Genomic DNA, 21,368 nt, shown 5'->3' on the forward strand with positions numbered 1-21,368 from the left:
CCCCGTGAACCTTTACTACAGCTTGGCATTGGTTTTTGAGGTAACATGTGTAGGATAGGTGGGAGACTTTGAAGTGGGCACGCCAGTGTCCATGGAGTCACCCTTGAAATACCACCCTTGTTATCTTAGGAATCTAACTGCGGTCCATTATCTGGATCCAGGACATTGTCTGGTGGGTAGTTTGACTGGGGCGGTCGCCTCCTAAAGAGTAACGGAGGCGCGCGATGGTTCCCTCAGGCTGATTGGAAACCAGCCGTAGAGTGTAAAGGCATAAGGGAGCTTGACTGCGAGAGAGACATCTCGAGCAGGTACGAAAGTAGGTCTTAGTGATCCGGCGATTCCGCATGGAAGGGTCGTCGCTCAACGGATAAAAGGTACTCCGGGGATAACAGGCTTATCTCCCCCAAGAGTCCATATCGACGGGGAGGTTTGGCACCTCGATGTCGGCTCATCACATCCTGGGGCTGAAGCAGGTCCCAAGGGTTTGGCTGTTCGCCAATTAAAGTGGTACGTGAGCTGGGTTTAAAACGTCGTGAGACAGTTTGGTCCTTATCTGTTGCGGGCGCAGGATATTTGAGGAGATCTTTCCCTAGTACGAGAGGACCGGGATGGACGAACCTATGGTGCACCAGTTGTTCCGCCAGGGGCATTGCTGGGTAGCTAAGTTCGGCAGGGATAACCGCTGAAAGCATCTAAGCGGGAAGCCCACTTCAAGATGAGATATCCCATGGCATTAGCCATCTGAAGGGTCGTGGTAGACCACCACGTTGATAGGTCAGGTGTGGAAGAGTAGTAATACTTGGAGCTAACTGATACTAATAACCCGTGTGGCTTATCCATATTTTTTGATTAAACTAACTACTGATTATTCTACTATTCGATTATTTAGATACTCTTAGTATTGCAAGAGCCTAGCTCTTGCAACGCTTAGAGAATCGTATCCCACGAGCCACAGGCGAGATGGGATTACATAGTAAAACAGTGCACGGTAGAATGGATACAATCCTCCCCTACCCCAGGCACAAAAAGTTTTACGGCGGTCATAGCAAAGAGGATCCACCCGTTCCCATTCCGAACACGGAAGTTAAGCTCTTTAGCGCCGATGGTACTGCACGGGCGACTGTGTGGGAGAGTAGGTCATCGCCGTATTTTTACACCAATCCCCAATCAGCATTTATGCTGGTTGGGGTTTTTTGTTTTATACAGGTGCAAGTATTGTTTATGCAAACAACCGCATAGCCTAGACAAGTGTCATGGTTACTTTCCTGTTAATTCCGCTCTAATTGAAGTTAAGCTCTCTCGGAGTCTCATTTCATTCGCTTACCGGCACCGAGGTACTGCACGGGCGACTGTGTGGGAGAGTAGGTCATCGCCGTATTTTTTACAAAATCCCCAATTAGCATTTATGCTGATTGGGGATTTTTTTGTTTTATTTATCAGCTTTAAAAGTCTCTTTTGTACTTACAGAGGACACTTCTCTTTCGTATTATTCCCTCGCCTTATAATATTCTTTTGTATTTCCATGTAATGATCCCCACTCTTAACTGTCCTGAGACTCCCCCGAGTTCATGTTATAATATTAAGGAATTCCAATGCTATTTGGTTTATATTAGAAATATTGGTATTATATAATATTGTAATTTTGTTATGAGCTCTTCCTCTAACTTTTTTAGATCATAATGGTGAGCGTATGTCATTTCCGAGTAAATCAGACCAATCGAGTTCAACTAAAACTGTTCTTTCTGTAACTGAGATAGATGATCTGTCAAACCAACTTCTCGAGTTAGATTTAGAGTTGAATTCAAATATCCCGACGACCCTATGGATCAGTGACCTCCACGGTGAGGGAGACCGATTCAAGTCGATTCTACGCGGGCGATTTGGCATGCTATATCAAACCTGCCGTGAAGCACTCCCCAGTACCTTTAGCGCAGAGAAAATTCAATATCTTACAAAGATCATCAGAAAAAAATCATATTTTCTCGATGTTCATATCAAAATGGATATGCAGGATGTTATCCTCTGCCTGGTTGACATACTCAAATACAAACTTGCCAATATAAGGCTTCATAACAATAAGGTTTTTCGTCCTGAATTTCATGATGTAATTAGCCGTCTTATGTCGGGACTTCCCGTTCCTGACCCCATTTTTGAAGAGAAGATCATAGCAGATCGACTTATTGCACACCTTTCTCACACCATACGACAAATACTTCTAGATCGTATTCAAGTTCTTGGAGACGTGTTTGACCGAGGAGATCAACCGGATAAAATATTACGAATACTCTCTTCCCACCACTACAAGAATGGAGTTGACTATGTGTACGGCAACCATGACATCCTATGGATGGGTGCAGCGGCCGGTTGCCCTTCTCTTGTAGCCGAGGCTTTACGCATCACCTGTAGATATGACCACTTCACATTTCTGGATCGTCTTGGCTTTAATACCGATGCCCTCGCTCAGTTTGCTGAAAAAACGTATCCGGTTGATAAGGTCACTGGAAACATAAAAGCTAAAACGGACAAAGGCCGGTCCATGGAGAAAGCTCTCGCTATAATTCAGTTTAAGCTAGAAGAGCAAACCATCCGTGATTTTCCTGAGTATCAGATGAGTAACCGTTTATGGCTTGATAGGCTTGCAGAAATGCTCAAATCTAAAAATGTCGAAGGATTAAACGATGTACACTTTCCAACAATTGATCTGGATGAGCCTGGTGAACTGACGAAAGATGAGGACAAGATTATAAAGGATCTTACCCGTCAGTTTACTACCAATCGAAGGCTCATGCGATTACTCAGCTTTCTCTACACCAGGGGTAAGACCTATCACATTCAAAATAACTTTCTCAACATACATGCTCTGGTACCTTCCACATCCCATGGAGATTTTGAAGAGTTCTTAGGCCGTAAAGGCAAAAATCTATTGAGCTATATTCAGGATACAATCAAAAAGGTTGGACGTAATTATATTGATGGTAAGCCGCAACATCCTGCTGATCAAGCCCTCTTCTTTTACCTCTGGTGCGGACCTAAATCTCCGTTTTTCGGCAAACATGCCATGAAAACATTTGAACGTTATTTTCTTTTGGATAAAGAGACACATGTTGAGAGGAGTCTTTTCTGGAAAGATAACATGCAAACTGACATGTTTAAGAAAAAAATGCAGCAGGAGTTTGGGGTTCAACGGGTAATCTTTGGTCACACTCCTGTTAACTATAAAAAGGGTATTCAGATGGCCAGTGAAGATGGAGTTGCCATTAATGTTGATGGTGGCTTTGCCGCAGCCTATTACAACCGTGGCCACTCCCTTGTTCATACGCCACATCAGCTATACGGAATAATTCTACCCACCCCGGAAGAAATAAAAGAGGCCGAGCAAAAACTTGAGTCGGCACCACTGGACATCGAACTCATTGATGAGTTTCGTGAGCCTATGAAAATTAAAGATACCATTGCTGGTAAAATACTCCAGGAAAAGAGAAATGAGATCATGGATAAACTCCGTGAATCAAGTGAACTCAATGACTACAATGTATCCCCTCTATAAAATAACCAGGTCTCTTTTATGAATACTAACTATGGAATGGAAATCGTCCGAGCAACTGAAATCGCAGCCCTCACTGCTGCTCGAATTCAGGGTCTTGGAGACCACATTGATATTCTCAATCAAACACGCAAAGCAATTGCTAAGACCCTCAATCGTCTTGCAGTTGAGGGGACTGTTATTAACGATCGTTTTCTCAACAGATCTGAAACGTATCAGCTTCCCACTGTCCTTGGTTCAGGTGGTCAAAAAACTGACTTAATGGCCATTGCCCTCGAAGCATATAGATCAGCAGCCGATGGAAAAAGCAATTCCAGTTCTTTTGCAGTAATTGGAAAGGCTGGATCCATTCAGTCTGTACCAAACCTTAATATGTATAAAATTGTAGTGGGACCTGATGTAGGTCAGGTCATTGATATTAATCAGCCACCTATCATCAACGTCAAGCGTGTTGCCAGAGCTCTTAAAAAGTACACAGAAAATGTTACCGTCTGCATACTCAATCAGACCAGACACAAGCAGCTCATCCATGAAATACGAAGCTGTGGAGCGCGGATAAAGCTCATTGATGAAGGCGAGGTGTCAGGATGTCTTTCCGCTATTACCGGTGAAAAAGCAGACATTTACATTGGTTACGGCTACGCACCGGAAGCGGTTCTTGTAGCGGCTGCCATTAGCTGTCTAGGTGGATATTTTGAAGGAAAGATATTCTATGAAAATGATCGTGACAAACAGGCCGCCACTCGACACAGCATCACCAATTTCGAGAAGATCTTTCGCGCCCAGGATCTCATAAAAAGTAAAGAGGTGGCCATAGCAGCCACAGGTATTACAGATGGTGAATTTTTAGACGGTGTTCGCTTTACCCCAAATGGTGCGATTACCCGCTCTTTTGTCGCCCGGGGTGAGTCCCGCACCTACCGTACTCTTGAGACGCGTCACTTTTTTGACTATAAACCTGTTTTCTAAACTATTCTCCATTAATTTCGAGCCAATAATTTTATTATGCCAGTTATTCCACCAAAGAATGCCATTCTTCAACGTGATAAAGAAACCTACGCTATCGTCCCCAGAATACCTGGAGGGTTACTCAAAAAAGAGCATTTAGCCGCAATTTCAAACGTTACTGAAAAATATGATATCCCAATTGTTAAAATAACCTCAGGTCAGCGCATTGCTCTTGTGGGAGTCAAGGAAAGCGATTTAGAAGCCATCTACGTTGACCTCGGTATGGAACCGGGACATGCATCAGAGCTTTGTTTACACTATGTTCAGGCCTGCCCTGGTACAGAGGTTTGTCAATTCGGCATTCAGGACTCCCTCGGTCTTGGAATTAAAATCGAGAACATCCTGTCTCATATTGATCTTCCCGCCAAGTTTAAAATAGGTGTGTCCGGATGTCAGTTCTGTTGCGCCGAATCTTTTGTCCGTGATATTGGTCTAATTGGCAAAAAGAATGGTTGGACCGTCATTTTCGGAGGTCACTCAGGTAACCGCGCTCGAATTGGCGACATTATTGGTACAAACCTTGCAAACGATGAAGCCATAGAGCTTCTTAAAAAGTGTATTGACTACTATTCTGCAAACGGAAAGAAAAAAGAAAGGGCTTCGCGCTTTATTGATCGTATTGGAGTTGAAGAATTTAAACAGCAGGTCCTTTAACTTAATACATCTTGTATAACCCTTCACTTTTTAAGCCGCTCTCAATTTAAGATACTTGCTTCTCTTACAGATTCAGGTGTTTTAGACCAACTCTACAAGCGGCTTATAATTTTGGACACCCAACACAAAGCTGAAACAATCATTGAGGAAAATACGCAGGAAGAATTCAAAACTCTACCTCCCGTACACTCAATCCTCAACAAAGGCAGATTTACCGCCAATGCTGTTTCAATCGAACGCCGAAGTACCAGTAATACTGTATTCCATGTAGATGATACTCCCTTCCAGTCTACTACCCCTGCAGCAACCCACTGGTCTGTAGCATGGTCCGATCTTATGATGACCATGTTTGTGCTTTTTCTCTCTATGTTTGTTTACCAAATGGCCCATGATGATTTTCTTGAGCCAATACGACAGGAAGTGATTGGTGGCGACACCACGGAAGCCTTGCAATCAACAGATGCAAGTGGTGCATCATTTCCATTTGCACCAATTAGCCCGAGCCTTCCCCTAATGACCGCCGGTACAATCAAGAAGGTGGAACGAGTTCCCATCGAAGAGTTTGAAGAGATAACTGTCCCTGTGGAAATCCCTGCTCCCACTGAAGTAGCCGAGCCTGAAAAAGAGATTTCTCTCAATCCGGCGATCCCCACAACTGTAACCAACAGTCTCGCTATTATCATTGAACAGGGTGAAGACATTCCCCCACCTTTGTCGCAGCAACCGCTTCCTATCCCGGGTGATACTATTCTCGAACCACGGCCGCTGATTACCGAAGCACCAGAACCTGTTCCCATGGCTCCCAGCACAGATCATATGCAAAACATTTTCAGACTCAGCCAGGAGGCCCTGGAACAAAATGATTTAAGTAAGTTTGCAACTGTTGATCTGGTACCAGACCAAACCATGAGAATTATCCTTACAGGAGATTTGCTTTTCTCCCTTGGCAACAGCGAACTATCAAAATCTGCTGAAAATTCACTCTACGCACTTGCCACTGTGCTACGTGATACACCATATATGATCAATGTAGTTGGTCACACGGATAATATCCCAATGGCTTCCAGCAGATACCCCAGTAATTGGGAACTCTCTGTTGCCAGGGCCAGTAGTGTTGCCCGCTTTTTAATACATGAAATAGACATGAACCCGGCTCAATTTGTTGTCAGTGGCTATTCCTCATACCGACCTGTGGCTCCTAACAGTTCTGCTGATAGTCGTGCTAAAAACAGAAGAGTTGAAATAATTATATCTAAACGGCTGCCAAAGCCTCTACCTGCAACTCCCGAAAACCTGGACTCTTTATAATGAAAAACAAAAATGTCATCGGTCTTATACTCTGTGGGGCCTTATTTATCGCAGGATTTCTTATCAACGGCAATCTCAGTCTCTATTTCAATATTTCCGGTTTATTTATTGTCATAGGCGGAACGGTATGTGCTTCTCTCATCAGCTTTAGATTTGAACAGATTCACATCGTATTTAAAGTACTGAAAGCTGCCTACAAGAAACCAATCAAAAAAGAGACTGATATTATCAACATCCTTATTGATCTGTCAATCAGATCAAGAATGGAGGGAATTCTCTCACTTCAGAGTCATGAAAATGAGACAACGATATTGTTTTTACGAAGAGCCCTTGGTTGTCTTGTGGATGGATATTCCATAGAACAGATACGCGACATCTTAAATACGGAAATGTACTTCTTTAAGCTACGAAGAGAGGATTCAGAGCGGGTCGTCAGAGCCATTGCAGACTATTTCCCGGCATTTGGTATTATGGGATCTGTAGTTGGTCTCATTACAATGTTAGGCGGCATAGGCGATACATCTGTGATTTTAAAATCCATCCCTATCGCCCTTACATCAACATTATATGGTCTGCTTTTCGCTAATTTCTTTTTTCTTCCCTTTGCTGCAACCATAAAGGAAAGAACTAATCAGGAACTGCTGTTACAGAAAATTATCCTGGAGGGCGTTGTCGCTATCAACTCAGAGATGAACCCAGTTATATTAAAAACAAAACTCGAGTCCTTCCTCACTCCTTCAGAACGGGCAACAGAACTTGTGTCATATGCAAAAATTAAAGATCGGTTTAATATTGCAAAGCAGCAGGAAGAAGAAATGAAGATAGAAGCGTAATTAAGAAGAGATAACTAACTCTGATCAGGCCCCATGGAGTTGTCCATTCGGACAATTCCTTCAAGCAAAAGATGATCGATACGTTCATTAATCAGTATTTCTTCTTTAGATGGATACTGATTACTATAAAAAAAGAACATACCTTCTTTCCAGCTCAGGGTTTCAAAAAAAGCCTCTCTTGCCTGATTTTGCAGCATATCTGAGAGATCTTCAAATGTTACAAAACCCTTCTTCACAAGAATATCACCGAGGCGACGACGTCTACCATGCTGTGCATGAAACTCAAGTCCTTGGGAAAGTTGATATGCACTAATAACACCGGAATCAACAAGCATATCACCAATCTTTTTCTGATTGACACTGAGGGCGCCAAAAATCAGAAGACCCTTCTGAAAAAAGAAGCTGGCATTATTGTCGTCACCTACAACGCGCAATTCTCCAGAAACAGTAGCATAATCGAAAAATTGAAAGATATTATTCAATTCAATGACTGCAATATTTCCCTGAAGAGAGACACCAGTTTTATGGCGGGAATCTAATATCATCTAATAAAATATTCTTAAGAAAACGTTAACAGTAGAAAAAAATCTTTCCACACTCTCAACTTGAAAACATCTATACAAAATGAGGATTATCTTAGTATAGTACGAGCATAAAGAAAACAGAAGGAAATAACATGGAAATCTAACAAATACAATATGAAGAGTGAGAAAGGCGGGTAAAAAATGCCTTTTAGCCGTTTTAATTGGTCAATATCTAAACAAATGGGTCAGGATGATACCCAGCAAACAACAAAAAATGATATCTCACTCACTACACTGGGTAACTATTTAAATACACACCACAAAATTCAACCAAACGAAAAAAAGCAGTATAACGTACCGTTTTTATTCAGCTAACCAAGTCAATCATCAGCCACGAAAATCCAGTGCAAATTGGCCTTGTCTATGCTAATAATCATCTATCCTGAGATTTATTCCTCTACAAAGTGTTCGATATACGTATCCGGTGAACGATAAAAGTGAAAACTTCTCTTCTCTTCATAATACAACTTTGTTGTGCTGTTGCCATCGTGGCCTGTGCTCCGGTATCTCAAAATTATTACGAAAAACAGGGACTGGAGCCACTTAGCACAGAACAGCTGGAGACTGAACTAACTGGTAAAACTCTTCATCTGGAATCCATTGACTTTGATGCACTGGTATCATTTAAAACGAAACACATACTAAAAGCAGAGAGCATTTCAGGCGGCGATGATAGTGGTCGCTGGTTTTTAGAAGGTGATGACACTATCTGTATGGAGTTCTCATCATGGTACTTTGGTGATAAACGATGTTACCGCCTTATAAAGAGTATAAAGGAAGAGAATCAATATATCTTTTTCACCCTCAATGGAGCTCATAGCTACACAGCAACTGCTGCTCCAAAACACAACTCTACAACGGTATCTGGTAAGCAGAAAACTTCACCAAACACCAGCCCGACAGTCGCCAAAAGTACTACAGAAACTACGCAACATGCAGAAACAGCAACGGAACGTAAACAACACTTTATCAGGCTTGCTAAAAATTGTCCCGGCTGCAACCTCAGTGGCCTTGACTTAAGTGGTGGTCAACTTACCCGAGCCAATCTTGCTGGTGCAAATCTTAGCGGGGCAAACCTATCCAATGCTGAACTACGGCAGGCAAATCTCGTAGGAGCTGATTTATCTGGTGCAATTCTGATACGGGCAAACATGCCAGGAGCCGACCTCAGCCGTGCAGATTTATCAGATGCTAACCTGAGTGACTGTAATCTGATACGGGCAAATATTGAAGGTGCGACAACCACCAACACCAATGTAACCGGGGCCCACCTCGAAAGTATACAAGGAACGTTTTAATAATATGAGTGCAGGATTTACCCATCTCCATGTCCATTCCCAGTACAGTCTTCTAGACGGTGCTATCCGAATAAATGACTTACTCGCTAAGTGTAAAGAATTTGAAATGGACAGTGTTGCCATCACTGACCACGGTGCCATGTATGGCTCGCTTGAGTTTTACGTCAAAGCCAAAAAAGCAGGAATCAAACCTATAGTTGGTTGTGAACTCTATATCGCGCCGGACGATATGAAGAAGAAAAAACCGGTTGATGGTCAGGTAGCATTTCACATAGTGCTGCTTGCCATGAACCATACCGGCTATAAAAATCTGATGAAAATGGCTTCCATTGCGCAATTTCAAGGCTTTTACTATAAGCCCAGAATTGATATGGAAGTACTTAAAGAACACAACGAAGGGGTTATTGCTCTCTCAGCATGCCTCCATGGTCAGATCCCCTACCTTATTCATAAAAACGACTTTTCTGCTGCAAGAAAAAAGGCCAAAGAACTCCATAATATTTTTGGAGATCGCCTCTACTTTGAGTTGCAGGAAAACGGCATTTCCGACCAGCAACCTGTCAATGACGGGATGAAAAAATTGGCGAAGGAAATGGGTGTTAAACTTGTGGCCACCAACGACTGTCACTACCTTAACCGTGAAGAGGCGCACGCCCACGAACTCCTGCTTTGTATTCAAACCGGAAAGACAATCAACGACCCGAAGAGGTTTCGATTCTCCACAGACGAGTTCTATTTTAAATCACCGGAGGTGATGAAGAAAAGCTTCGCCCACTGCCCGGAGTCAATTGCCACAACCCAGGAAATTGCTGATCGATGTAATCTTGAAATAAATTTCGATGACTACTACTTCCCCGACTTCCCCGTTGAAGAAGGTGAAACCCTTGACTCCATGTTCCAAAAGGCCTGTTGGGACGGCCTTGAAATTCGTTTTAACGAAATGCGCGCGGCTGGAACCTACAATGAAGATGTCGATAAAGCCTATAGGGACAGACTCAACATGGAGATTGAAGTAATCACCACCATGGGGTTTCCTGCCTATTTTCTTATAGTGGCCGATTTTATCGTCTGGGCCAAGGAAAACGAGATACCAGTCGGGCCCGGACGTGGATCGGGAGCCGGCAGCCTTGCAGCCTTTGCCATGTCCATTACAAATATCGATCCGATCCCCTACGGTCTTATCTTTGAACGTTTTCTCAACATCGAACGTAAGTCCATGCCGGATTTTGATATCGATTTTTGTCAGGAACGACGGGGTGAAGTTATTGATTATGTTCGGAGAAAGTATGGAGGTGCTGAATATGTCGCTCAGATAATCACCTACGGCTCCATGAAGGCAAAGGGTGTTATCCGCGATGTGGGTAGAGCTCTTGATATTCCGTTTGGTGATGTGGATAAGGTCGCTAAACTCGTTCCGGACGAGTTGAAAATGACCCTCAACAAGGCGCTCAAAGAGGAGCCGAAACTCCAGGAAGCCGCTGACTACGATCCACGTATTGAAGAATTACTTTCGGTCTCCAAAACCCTGGAGGGTCTTGCCCGTCATACCTCCACCCATGCTGCAGGTGTTGTGGTCTCCCCGACCCCAATGACCGATTATCTGCCCACCTGCAAGGGAAGCAACGATGAAACCATAACCCAGTATGATATGACCCATACTGAAATGACCGGGCTTATTAAATTTGACTTTCTGGGCCTAAAGACTCTTACGGTCATTGATAAAGCGGTTAAACATGTAAAACTGGATAATGGTGTTGATCTCAATATTGACACCATCCCCATGGATGATGCCAAGACCTTTGAGCTACTCTGCAGCGGAGATGCGCAAGGGGTCTTCCAACTTGAAAGTTCCGGTATGCGTGAGCTTCTCGTTAAAATGGCCCCGGAGGTTTTCAGTGACCTTATCGCCCTTGTTGCACTCTACAGACCTGGACCACTTGATTCCGGTATGGTTGATGATTTCGTTGAAACCAAACATGGAAGGAAAGAGGCATATTACCCTCTCATGGAGATCAAAGACGTTCTGGAAGAGACATACGGCGTTATTGTCTACCAGGAACAGGTAATGAAAATAGCCAACATCCTGGCAAGTTACTCTCTTGGTGATGCTGATATTCTCCGTAGAGCCATGGGAAAAAAGAAGCCTGAGGTTATGGAACAGGAGAAAATAAAATTTCTCGCAGGCGCCAAAAAAAATAATTTACCTTCTGACAAGGCAGAATATATTTTTGACCTGATGGCAAAGTTTGCAGGCTATGGTTTTAATAAATCCCACTCTGCAGCCTATGCCCTTGTCTCGTATCAGACAGCGTATCTCAAAGCCCATTTCATGCCTCAGTTTATGACTGCTCTTCTGTCCTGTGATATGAACAACACAGACAAGGTGGTCCTCTACATCAATGAGTGTAGTGAACATGATATTGAAGTGCTGCCACCTGATATCAATGAATCTGTCAAAGACTTTAGTGTAATTGATGACCGGATACGTTTTGGCCTTGCAGCTGTTAAGAATGTTGGTGAAAACGCACTGGATTCCATTGTTGAAGAGCGAGAAAAAAACGGCAAGTACACATCACTCAGTGATTTTTGTAACCGCGTCGATTCACGAAAAGTGAATAGTCGGGTTATAGAAAGTCTGATTAAATCCGGTTCTTTTGACTCTCTTGGATATAAGCGGTCCCAATATATGGCGGTACTCGACCAGGCGATGGAACAGGCAAAAGCCGTGCAACGGGATCTTCAAAGTGGTCAAATGTCACTTTTTTCAGTGGCCCCCGAAGCAGATAATCAGACAGAAATATCCCATATCCCCATGCCCGATATTCCCGAATGGGAAGAACGCAAAAAACTCATCCACGAAAAAGAGACCGTGGGGTTTTATATTACCGGCCACCCGCTCGACGAAGCAATCCATGAGATCAATACGGTTGTCGACTGTCCAATTCAGGGCCTTGCTGAATGGGGGGAGGAAAAGCCTGTACGCATTGGTGGACTCATCCGCAGTTGTAAGAAATTAAGAAGTAAACGGGGAGACCCAATGGCCTTTCTCTCCATAGAAGATCTTGCAGAAGCTGTTGAAGTAGTTGTTTTCCCAAATACCTATGCTGAATGCGAGGAAATTTTATCCTCACCTGATCCAATAATCATACAAGGAACAGTCCAGCAGGATGAGCGAGGCCCAAAAATCATCGCAGAGGCCATCGATTCGCTTCAGGATGCAAGAGAAAAGTATACCGATTCGGCTAAGATTAAACTGAACTCAGAGAGACTTTCCAGGCAAAAGCTGGAAAAGGTGAAAAAAACCCTCTACCAATTCCACGGGTCCTGCCCGGTTCGACTCACCCTGCACTTTGCTGATCGCGGTGATGTTGATATTGATGTGCTTAAAGACCTGACAATTCGTCCATGCCGTGGTCTTACCGACACCATGGAAGAGATTCTGGAATATAAGGCTATCACCTTTTCAAAAAAGCCAATCATTGTGCGCCAGAGGAAAAAACGCTGGGAAAATAAGGCAAAACCGAACTGATACGAGCCTAAGAACAATATCGTTTAACCTTATGGGGTTATTCAAGCCTCAAAAGAAGGCAACCTGCTGTGAGACTGCTAAGGACCAAGTACGAATAGACATGGTCCTTAGCTCACATTCTATTTATCCAACAACAGCTCTCTTAAGCTATTCTGGTTCTGAAATTTAATCGTCAAATAATACACCTGAGCCAAACACTCCTTCCGGGTCAAAGCATTTTCGAACCTCTCGCATAGTACCCAGAATTTCCTTGGAATATTGAATTGTAAGCATCTCTTTCTTCATCCTGCCAATACCATGCTCTGCTGCGACCGCGCCCCCCATTCGGACAACCTCTTTCGCCCAATGGCCATAGAGTTTCTTAGCCTCAACAAGCTCCTCCATATTTTTAGGTAGTAGATTCACATGGACATGGTTGTCGCCAATATGGCCGAAAATAACACTGTCGATACCAGATTGTTCTAAACCTTCACGGTACATAGTGAACACATCAAGAAGTTTATCATCCGGTACGGCCATATCTGTCCCAACCTTATGAAGACCGGGATGCTCACGTTTTCTTTGTCCTATTATTGAGTTAACTGCTTCAGGAACTGCGTGGCGAAATAAACGCTGGGCGGCCATTTCACTCGGCTCCATGGCAGCCCAAGTATCATCAAGACTCAAGCCAAAACCTTCCAACACCTCTTCTAGAGGCAAACATGCCTCTTCCGTTTCTTCTTCGGTGCCTGAAAATTCGAGATAGATTCCACAGCCATCCCAATTGGGGATATCTGGAATATGACTGCCAGCTCCATCCATTTCCTTTTTATCTTTTAATAATCGCAAGGCTGCAGAGTCGAAAAATTCGATGGCATCAAAACGTAAAGAATCATTGGTACGCAAGGCATCAACCAAGCTTAGGGCAGTCTGCTCTTTCGAAACAGTCACTAAAACCCCGATAACCGATGGGGATCTAGAAACAATTTTCAGCTCAACAGCTACAATGATACCAAGCGTTCCTTCGCTACCAATAAAGAGATCGATTAGATCCATATCCTGCTTTAATGGATACCCGAGGGTGGTCTTGGTCTTAGGCATGGAAAAATCGGTAACCGTTACTTCAGTCACTGAACCATCAGGTTGTTCAAGCTTAAAAAGCCCGTTTTCTGCAACTACTTCCCCACGGCGAACGGTGACCTTTCGGCCATCGGCAAGAATAATATTGATTGAACGAACCCAATCTCTGGTCGCTCCCCAGCGAAATGTTCTTGCACCGGAGGCATTGGTTGCTACAATTCCTCCAATATGAGCAGATGTTTCAGTGGGATTCACAGGAAACCAAAGCTGTAAAGAATCATCCCCAGTTACCTGCTCCACACATAATTGCTCAGCCTCTGAGAGATCACAGCATCTCTCAAAGTCTTTTTTCATCAAGATACCGGTTAGTGATGCCAGAGACATTCCAGGGTCGGCTCGAACATAATACTCTTCTCCGTCCTGACCGATCCCTAGAAACCGCGACAAACCAACGAGGGAAATGATCGAACCACCATCAACAGGAACAGCTCCTCCGGCTATTCCCGTTCTGCCTGCAGAAATCACACATTTCTTGCCTTTGCTCCGTATATCCTGTACTGCCCAGGCAACCTCTTCAGCCGTTTCAGGCAAATAGATCGCCTCAATACTTTCAGCGCGTAGTTTACTCTCATCACCAAGTAGATCATTATATCGTTCTGCGATGATCGACTGATCAGTAATTACAGAACATTCTGCAGCCTCACAAACGACTGGTTGAATCAAATTCATCTCCGCTCCTTGTAATATTTCCTTCATTGATAAACCCAATCAACGACAAATTATTCATTTTTTTCTTTATGTTAATCAGACTGAACAGTTACCTGTCAGCTCATGATGTCCGCTTATAATGTAAGCCAACACTAATTAAGGGCGATCTCCCATGGAGAATCGCCCTCAATACTACTGTTACAATTCATACTTCTATAGCTAATGTTACGCAGCCAAAAACATTTCCTTAATCTGGCAATTCAACTACTTTCCCGGGATTAAAGAGGTTTTCAGGATCAAGTGTTTTTTTAATCTGACGCATCAATTCCAGTTCAACTGAGCTTTTATATCGACTCATCTCACTCACCTTCAATTGACCAACACCATGCTCCGCAGCTATAGAACCCCCAAGTTTATCCACCAGATTATGAACAATTCGGTTAACATCGCTCCATAGGCCTAAGAACTCTTTAGGGTCCATGTCCTGGGGTTGAGTTATATTAAAATGAACATTTCCGTCCCCCGCATGGCCAAAACTGCAAACAATCACTCCAGGAACAGCTTCTTCCACTAAACGACTTCCCTCTTTAATAAAGTCAGCAAGTTTATTAAGTGGCAAGGAAACATCATGCTTTATGGACGCACCTTTTACCTTTTGGGCAGCAGATATCTGATCTCGAAGGTTCCATAATTTTTCAGATGTTTCCACGCTTTCTGCAACAATATGGGAAAATGGAGTTTTTTGAAGTAAGGTCTTTATAGGTTCGCTAAGATCAAGATTTGGATTGGTGGAGTTCAGTTCGATCAGACCATACCAGGCATGGGGCGCCGCAAAAGGATCTTCGGCATCCTTATCGTATTGCAAAACCACATCAATCGCATTTCTTGAGATTATCTCAAACCCGACCAGGTTTTCCGCAAATTGCCCTCTAACTGTTGCAAATATGTCCATCAGTTCCGCAATGGAATGTGTAGCCACCATTGCAGTCTGTTGAATCTTAGGCAACGGATAGAGTCGTACGGTCGCAGCAGTAATAACCCCCAGTGTCCCCTCCGCACCAATATAGAGATGCTTGAGATCATATCCGGCATTATCTTTTCTGAGCCCGCGAAGTCCATGCCAAATTTCTCCACTGGGAAGAACCACCTCAAGACCAAGAACAATGTCCCTTGTATTGCCGTATCGTAAAACGTTGGTTCCTCCAAGGTTTGTGGAAATATTTCCTCCAATCTGACACTCAGCCCTCGCTGGACAACTTAACGATAGTAACAGGTCAGCCTCCCGCGCTACATTTTGTAAATCACCCAGGATACACCCTGCCTCAACGGTCAGTGTGCCATTGAGCCTATCAAGATCTCGAACAGTGTTCATCCTGGCAAGATTTAAGATAATACCACCCTCAGGCACTGCCCCACCACAAAGACCAGTATTGCCGGACTGTGGGGTAATAGAAATACCATTTTCCTTACAATAGCGAACAACCTGAGAAACTTCTTCAGTTGACGCTGGTTGAACCACTGCAAGACAATTTCCTTCGTATAGCCCACGTCTTTCTTTTAAAAACGGCGCCATTTCGTCTATGCTGCTGGTTAGACCTTTATCACCGACGATCTTTTGTAATTCATCTACTACGGCTGTACTCATCTGTTTCCCTCCGCTACCACCCTTAACGAATGCCAGCAGATTTTACATTTACATCGTAACAATGGACGACTTTATGCTTAATTGCCGAAGAACTCTCATAACACTTAAGAGCAAATGCAGGCTAGGCAAAACAAAGCCCACACTCGGGACACGCCCCAACAGTGGGAGAGAATTTACACCCGCAGGCAGGACAAACTGTTTCAGCAGCCTGCTCGTCAAAGACCACATCTGCATGCTTTAGATCTTCAACGTTCAGGGCGGTACTTTTAACAAAATCCCGGGCAAGTACAGCAGTTGCCTCATCTATATCCGTAGATCTGATCTGTACAATCATCTCAGGGCCACAACATCCCTTACCACAGGTGTCATCATCTCCTGCTAAAATGGCTGGTATGCGTTCTTTTTTAAGAATACTCTGCAGAACCTTCATATCTTTTAATGGTCCTTTACGGATTGAAACCAGCTCATCTTCAGGTGAAATCTGCATGTTTCTTGAGTTAAAAGATGCATTTTCTTCACTCTGCTGCACAATCTTTTTTTTACCTGTAATAAGAGACACATTACAACTCGGGCATTTCTCAATATCAGAGCGAAACTCAACCTCACATTCGGGACAGTAATTCATCTCCGGGTCAATACCGTTTACAAGCTGCCCGACATCCTGTGCACTGTCCTCAGAGGACTTCTTCTTACCAAAAAACTTCAGAAACATTATTACTCTCCCTAACCCTATCAAATGGGACACCCATCGGCATACATACCTTCAATAAGTATATACCGAACCACTAACGATTCCTGCCTACAGGATATATCTGCTCAAATCCTGATCCTGCACAATCTCACTGAGTTGCTCTCTCACATATTCAGCAGTCACCTCAAAAGATTCACCGGATAGATCTGAGGCATCAAAGGATAAACTATCGAGCATCCTCTCCATTACAGTATGAAGTCTACGTGCCCCAATTTCTTCAGTTTTTTCATTGACTTCAACCGCAATAGCAGCGAGTTCTTCAATGGCATCATCCGTAATAACCAGCTCAACCCCTTCGGTCTTCATGAGGGCAATATACTGTTTTACCAGAGCGTTTTTTGGTTCAGTCAAAATCCGAACAAACTCATCTTTCCCAAGTGGATGCAACTCAACTCTAATTGGAAATCGTCCCTGGAGCTCAGGGATGAGATCAGACGGCTTACTCAGGTGGAAGGCTCCACTTGCAATAAAAAGTATATGGTCGGTCTTCACCATCCCATGCTTGGTATTAACAGTTGCCCCCTCAACGATTGGCAGTAAGTCACGCTGCACCCCTTCCCTTGAAACCTCAGGGCCGCTGCCGCCACTGCCACCTTTTGAGGCAATCTTATCGATCTCATCGAGGAAAACAATTCCTGACTGTTCAGTGCGCTTAACTGCTTCCTGAACAACCTTTTCATGGTCGATAAGCTTTGCTGTCTCTTCTTTGATTACAGCTTCCTTAGCGTCCTTCATTTTCATCTTTTGGGCTTTTTTCTTTTTAGGAAAAAGTTTACCAAAAGCGTCTTGAATATTTGACTGCATATCATCCATACCCGAAGAGGTCATAATCTCCACCATGGGCCCTGGCTTAGAATCAGTCACCTCAACTTCTACTTCTCGATCGTCAAGCTTACCATCACGAAGCATCTTGCGGAATTTTTCCCGGGTACTATTCTCAGTGCTCTCCTCCTGTTTCACAGGAAGATCGGGATTTTCAATGGTAAAGGAGCCAGTACCATCCGGGCCAACAGTTGAAACTGCCCCAGGAGTTGGCGGCAAAAGGATATCAAGAATTTTATCTTCAGCATTTGCTTCAGCAACGCCTTTAATCCTTTCCTCTTCCTCCTTTTTGACCATGTTAATGGCAAGATCAACAAGATCTCGGATCATGGACTCCACATCACGGCCCACATAACCAACCTCAGTATACTTAGAGGCCTCAACTTTTATAAAAGGTGATTGGGCAAGGGTCGCGAGACGTCTTGCAATCTCTGTTTTTCCTACCCCGGTGGGACCTATCATAATAATATTTTTCGGTGCAATTTCTTCCCTGAGAGGAGATGGCACCTGTCGTCTTCTCCAGCGATTACGTAGTGCAATTGCAACAGAGCGTTTCGCGTCAGCCTGGCCGACGATGTATTTATCAAGTTCAGTGAGGGTTTCTTTGGGTGTAAAAGACTGATTAGACATCATATTTTTTCAACTATTATAGAGTTGTTAGTATAAACACAGATATTACCTGCTATATTGAGTGCTGCTTCACAGATCTGTTTTGCATCAAGGTCACTATGCTCTACGAGCGCAAGAGCCGCCGCCTGTGCATAGGGGCCACCTGAACCAATGGCCAAAATACCCTCATCACCTTCAATCACATCTCCAGTGCCTGAAAGTAACAGTGAATGATCTTTATCCACGGCAATGAGCATTGCTTCCAGTTTTCTAAGATACTTATCCGTCCGCCAATCTTTAGCAAGTTCAACAGAGGCCCGTAAAAGATTTCCCTTATACTGTTCAAGCTTTTGTTCGAGTTTATCAAAGAGAGTGAAGGCATCGGCAGTAGCGCCTGCAAAACCAGTTATCACCTGATTGTGATATAGTCTTCTGACCTTACGGGCGTTATGTTTCATTACGGTGTTCCCTAAAGAAACCTGCCCGTCACCTGCAAGAGCCACCTCGCCCTTATGTCGTACTGCGACAATTGTTGTAGATCGTATTTTCATGCGTACACTAATAAATGAGCTTTATCTTTGCGAAAACCAGTTAAGATTTCCACCATATCTTTTTTACTACTGAGCCTTTTGCAAAACAGGATTTTCGTTCAAGATTGAGGCATGTGAAAAATTTTACCACAGGCTTATAACTAATATTCCGAGGATAAAATTTTGAACAAAACGAAAATATTGGGCGAAAAGACACTTTTGCAAGCGGCTCTACTGTTTTTTATTTTGAGCCATGGGGTGCGCCTTATCATACACATCCGCCAAATGGTCCAAGGTGAGATGGGTATATTTCTGGGTAGTGGATAAACTTGCATGACCAAGTAATTCCTGCACCGAGCGTAAATCGGCACCCATTTCAAGAAGATGTGTTGCAAACGAATGTCGTAATGCATGGGGAGTTACAATTTGCAGTATCCCGGCCCGTTCTCCATACATCTTAACCATCCTCTCTACGCTACGCACAGACAACCGTCCACCACGACCATTGAGAAAAAGGGCTTCTTTTTCAACCGGGCGACCACGCCCTGCTCTTTTTTCCATAAGCTGCAAGCGTTGACCCTGCCAAGCGGAAACAGCCTCAATGGCGGGGGCACCAACGGGTACCAACCGCTCCTTGTTACCTTTGCCCCGTACCGTAAGCATTTCCTCTTTAAAATCAAGATCTACGAGATCCCTTGTGACAAGTTCAGAAACCCGCATTCCCGTTGAGTAGAGTAACTCAAGAATAGCCCTGTCCCGTAACATATAGGTATCACGGGATGAAGGTGATTCGAGCAGGGCAAAGGTTTCATCTACTGTTAAAAAAACAGGAATATACCGTCCCACCTTTGGACCTGTAATAGAAGTCACCGGATCGACACTAATACGCTTTTCACGCAAACTAAAACGAAAAAACGTTCGAAGCGCTGATAGTTTTCTGGCAACGGTTGCCCCGCTGTTATGTCCGTGCAAACCTACAACAAAACGCCTGATATCTGAAGCTGCCACAGCATTCACAGAACAATTCTTAGAAAGAGTAGAAGTAAACTCAAGAATATCTCGCTTGTAACCACTTACAGTATGGGAAGAGTAGCCCTTTTCAATTTCAAGCCACCTTGTAAAAATCTCAATAGTTTTTATCATTAGTGTTGGTTTAGCTCCAATGAGAGAAGCAGAATGTCTTCTCTCTTTTGAAAAGCAGCTGGTTTATTCCTTTTCCACTCGACTTCTTGCTGCTTACATAATATATACGGTGATATTTTAACAAAAATAGTCCTTGTTGGTTATCTGACACAACACAGTACTAGCTCGATTAGAGGTTCCAGGCAACACTCTTTCGTACAAACAAGATAGAAATTATGGCAAAAAAAACGTTTGAATCAGCTCTTACCAAGTTAGAAAAAATAACAGAAGAACTTGAAGATGGTGAGTTGAGTCTTGAAAATAGTTTGAAAAAATTTGATGAAGGTATTCAACTCGCAGGATTCTGTTCCGAGCAGCTTTCTGAAGCAAAGGCGAAGGTTGAGCTACTGCTGGAAAAAGATGGAAAGTTAGAAACCTTACCTTTTGGCGAAGAAGAAAGTGGATATAAAGACTTATCTGAATAGACAAAAATTAGTCGTTGAAGAGGGATTAAGCACCTATATGCTTGAGGCAACGGGTCCTTTTGCAAAGCATATAGATGCCATGCGTTACAGTCTTTTTGCAGGTGGCAAAAGAGTGAGGCCTATACTGTGCCTCGCGGCAGCCCATGCAATTAACTCCTCTGACAATCATGATCAAAACCTGATGCCTGTGGCTGTGGCACTTGAGTGTATCCACACCTATTCCCTCATCCACGATGATCTCCCTGCAATGGATGACGATGACCTGCGTAGGGGAAAGCCAACGAACCATGTACTCTATGGTGAAGCAGAGGCAATTCTTGCAGGAGACGGCCTCTTAACTTGGGCTTTTGATCTTATTACCAATCAGGAACACAACACGCTTTCTGCCCAACAACGCCTTGATATCGTTCAGGTTATTGCAAGAGCAGCCGGCTCACTTGGAATGGTAGGTGGACAGAGTCTTGATATAGAGAGTGAAAACACAGAATTTCCATTTTCTACCCTTCAGACAATTCATAAAAGTAAGACCGGGGCGCTTATAACCTGCTCTGTTCATGCTGGAGCAATAGGAGCAGGAGCCAATAGCGAGCAAATCAACGCTCTTATAAACTATGGTGATCAAATCGGTCTTGCCTTCCAAATAGTGGATGATCTGCTGAACGTCACATCAACCACGGAAGAACTCGGCAAAGCAGCAGGTTCAGATGCCGACAGAGGTAAAGCAACATATCCAGCATTTTTTGGCGTTGAAGAAACCCGTAAAAAAGCTCAACATGCAGTAGCATCTGCAGTAGATGCGATAAAGGATTTTGGTGAACGTGCCGATCCCCTTCGAGCCCTTGCGGAATATATATTTATCAGAAGTAATTAACCCAGGTA

General features: G+C 43.7%; 16 protein-coding genes and 2 rRNA genes (1 of these 18 running past the window's edge). 11 read left to right on the plus strand and 7 right to left on the minus strand.

Annotated features, from left to right (window positions below; translation table 11 throughout):
* The 7 genes from ACX6CI_RS10705 to ACX6CI_RS10735 form a co-directional block, all read left to right on the plus strand.
* Positions 1-840 (plus strand): 23S ribosomal RNA (locus ACX6CI_RS10705) (it extends 2,189 nt beyond the left edge of the window).
* A gap of 192 nt (positions 841-1,032) precedes the next feature.
* Positions 1,033-1,149 (plus strand): 5S ribosomal RNA (rrf, locus tag ACX6CI_RS10710).
* 541 nt (positions 1,150-1,690) lie between these two features.
* Positions 1,691-3,547, plus strand: coding sequence for a fructose-bisphosphatase class III (locus ACX6CI_RS10715; protein ID WP_458778147.1), 1,857 nt, complete (start codon positions 1,691-1,693; stop codon positions 3,545-3,547).
* An 18-nt stretch (positions 3,548-3,565) separates the two neighbouring features.
* Complete coding sequence (locus tag ACX6CI_RS10720) at positions 3,566-4,513, plus strand: fructose-bisphosphatase class II family protein (RefSeq protein WP_458778148.1); 948 nt, start codon at positions 3,566-3,568, stop codon at positions 4,511-4,513.
* 36 nt (positions 4,514-4,549) lie between these two features.
* A complete protein-coding gene (locus ACX6CI_RS10725) occupies positions 4,550-5,206 on the plus strand; it encodes an NAD(P)/FAD-dependent oxidoreductase (RefSeq protein WP_458778149.1) in 657 nt (218 codons plus the stop codon).
* Positions 5,207-5,317: 111 nt separating this feature from the next.
* The gene (locus ACX6CI_RS10730; RefSeq protein WP_458778150.1) at positions 5,318-6,514 is read left to right on the plus strand and encodes an OmpA family protein; all 1,197 of its coding nucleotides are present in this window, start codon (positions 5,318-5,320) and stop codon (positions 6,512-6,514) included.
* A complete protein-coding gene (locus ACX6CI_RS10735; RefSeq protein ID WP_458778151.1) occupies positions 6,514-7,347 on the plus strand; it encodes a motility protein A in 834 nt (277 codons plus the stop codon). Before ACX6CI_RS10730 ends, ACX6CI_RS10735 begins: the two co-directional genes overlap by 1 nt.
* Positions 7,348-7,361: 14 nt before the next feature.
* On the opposite strand, the gene ACX6CI_RS10740 is transcribed toward ACX6CI_RS10735, so the two are convergent.
* Positions 7,362-7,892 carry a DUF4388 domain-containing protein gene (locus ACX6CI_RS10740; protein WP_458778152.1) on the minus strand — a complete coding sequence of 177 codons (531 nt, stop codon included), beginning with the start codon at positions 7,890-7,892 and terminating at the stop codon, positions 7,362-7,364.
* A gap of 476 nt (positions 7,893-8,368) precedes the next feature.
* Here ACX6CI_RS10740 and ACX6CI_RS10745 point away from each other — a divergent pair, with 476 nt between their 5' ends.
* Both ACX6CI_RS10745 and dnaE read left to right on the plus strand, forming a co-directional pair.
* Positions 8,369-9,229, plus strand: a complete 861-nt coding sequence (locus ACX6CI_RS10745) for a pentapeptide repeat-containing protein (protein ID WP_458778153.1) — start codon at positions 8,369-8,371, stop codon at positions 9,227-9,229.
* Between the two features lie 4 nt (positions 9,230-9,233).
* Positions 9,234-12,758, plus strand: coding sequence for a DNA polymerase III subunit alpha (gene dnaE / locus ACX6CI_RS10750; protein WP_458778154.1), 3,525 nt, complete (start codon positions 9,234-9,236; stop codon positions 12,756-12,758).
* A 165-nt stretch (positions 12,759-12,923) separates the two neighbouring features.
* Here the strand turns inward: dnaE and ACX6CI_RS10755 are convergent, their stop codons facing one another.
* From ACX6CI_RS10755 to xerA, 6 genes are all read right to left on the minus strand, one after another.
* A complete protein-coding gene (locus ACX6CI_RS10755) occupies positions 12,924-14,546 on the minus strand; it encodes an FAD-binding oxidoreductase (RefSeq protein WP_458778155.1) in 1,623 nt (540 codons plus the stop codon).
* A gap of 226 nt (positions 14,547-14,772) precedes the next feature.
* Positions 14,773-16,170, minus strand: a complete 1,398-nt coding sequence (locus tag ACX6CI_RS10760; protein ID WP_458778156.1) for an FAD-binding oxidoreductase — start codon at positions 16,168-16,170, stop codon at positions 14,773-14,775.
* A 121-nt stretch (positions 16,171-16,291) separates the two neighbouring features.
* A complete protein-coding gene (locus ACX6CI_RS10765) occupies positions 16,292-16,882 on the minus strand; it encodes a zinc ribbon-containing (seleno)protein DG (RefSeq protein WP_458778157.1) in 591 nt (196 codons plus the stop codon).
* Between the two features lie 87 nt (positions 16,883-16,969).
* Entirely contained in the window at positions 16,970-18,376 is a 1,407-nt protein-coding gene (hslU, locus tag ACX6CI_RS10770; protein ID WP_458778158.1) for an ATP-dependent protease ATPase subunit HslU, read from the minus strand.
* The gene (gene hslV, locus ACX6CI_RS10775; RefSeq protein WP_458778159.1) at positions 18,373-18,903 is read right to left on the minus strand and encodes an ATP-dependent protease subunit HslV; all 531 of its coding nucleotides are present in this window, start codon (positions 18,901-18,903) and stop codon (positions 18,373-18,375) included. Before hslV ends, hslU begins: the two co-directional genes overlap by 4 nt.
* A gap of 210 nt (positions 18,904-19,113) precedes the next feature.
* Positions 19,114-20,025, minus strand: coding sequence for a site-specific tyrosine recombinase/integron integrase (gene xerA, locus ACX6CI_RS10780; protein ID WP_458778160.1), 912 nt, complete (start codon positions 20,023-20,025; stop codon positions 19,114-19,116).
* A 206-nt stretch (positions 20,026-20,231) separates the two neighbouring features.
* Between xerA and ACX6CI_RS10785 the strand changes: the two genes are divergently transcribed.
* On the plus strand, positions 20,232-20,489 hold the full coding sequence (locus ACX6CI_RS10785; protein WP_458778463.1) for an exodeoxyribonuclease VII small subunit: 258 nt from the start codon (positions 20,232-20,234) through the stop codon (positions 20,487-20,489).
* Positions 20,464-21,360: a polyprenyl synthetase family protein gene (locus ACX6CI_RS10790; RefSeq protein WP_458778161.1), complete on the plus strand. Its 897-nt coding sequence runs from the start codon at positions 20,464-20,466 to the stop codon at positions 21,358-21,360. Before ACX6CI_RS10785 ends, ACX6CI_RS10790 begins: the two co-directional genes overlap by 26 nt.
* The last annotated feature ends 8 nt before the right edge of the window (positions 21,361-21,368 follow it).

This window comes from Desulforhopalus glucosivorans (genome assembly GCF_054397165.1).

What these genes read in the sequence shown, in the direction of transcription:
- ACX6CI_RS10735 (WP_458778151.1), top strand. Translation starts at nt 6,514, where the DNA reads ATGAAAAACAAAAATGTCATCGGTCTTATACTCTGTGGGGCCTTATTT.
- xerA (WP_458778160.1), bottom strand. Translation starts at nt 20,025, where the DNA reads ATGATAAAAACTATTGAGATTTTTACAAGGTGGCTTGAAATTGAAAAG.
- ACX6CI_RS10715 (WP_458778147.1), top strand. Translation starts at nt 1,691, where the DNA reads ATGTCATTTCCGAGTAAATCAGACCAATCGAGTTCAACTAAAACTGTT.
- hslU (WP_458778158.1), bottom strand. Translation starts at nt 18,376, where the DNA reads ATGATGTCTAATCAGTCTTTTACACCCAAAGAAACCCTCACTGAACTT.
- hslV (WP_458778159.1), bottom strand. Translation starts at nt 18,903, where the DNA reads ATGAAAATACGATCTACAACAATTGTCGCAGTACGACATAAGGGCGAG.
- dnaE (WP_458778154.1), top strand. Translation starts at nt 9,234, where the DNA reads ATGAGTGCAGGATTTACCCATCTCCATGTCCATTCCCAGTACAGTCTT.
- ACX6CI_RS10755 (WP_458778155.1), bottom strand. Translation starts at nt 14,546, where the DNA reads ATGAATTTGATTCAACCAGTCGTTTGTGAGGCTGCAGAATGTTCTGTA.
- ACX6CI_RS10720 (WP_458778148.1), top strand. Translation starts at nt 3,566, where the DNA reads ATGAATACTAACTATGGAATGGAAATCGTCCGAGCAACTGAAATCGCA.
- ACX6CI_RS10765 (WP_458778157.1), bottom strand. Translation starts at nt 16,882, where the DNA reads ATGTTTCTGAAGTTTTTTGGTAAGAAGAAGTCCTCTGAGGACAGTGCA.
- ACX6CI_RS10760 (WP_458778156.1), bottom strand. Translation starts at nt 16,170, where the DNA reads ATGAGTACAGCCGTAGTAGATGAATTACAAAAGATCGTCGGTGATAAA.
- ACX6CI_RS10725 (WP_458778149.1), top strand. Translation starts at nt 4,550, where the DNA reads ATGCCAGTTATTCCACCAAAGAATGCCATTCTTCAACGTGATAAAGAA.
- ACX6CI_RS10740 (WP_458778152.1), bottom strand. Translation starts at nt 7,892, where the DNA reads ATGATATTAGATTCCCGCCATAAAACTGGTGTCTCTCTTCAGGGAAAT.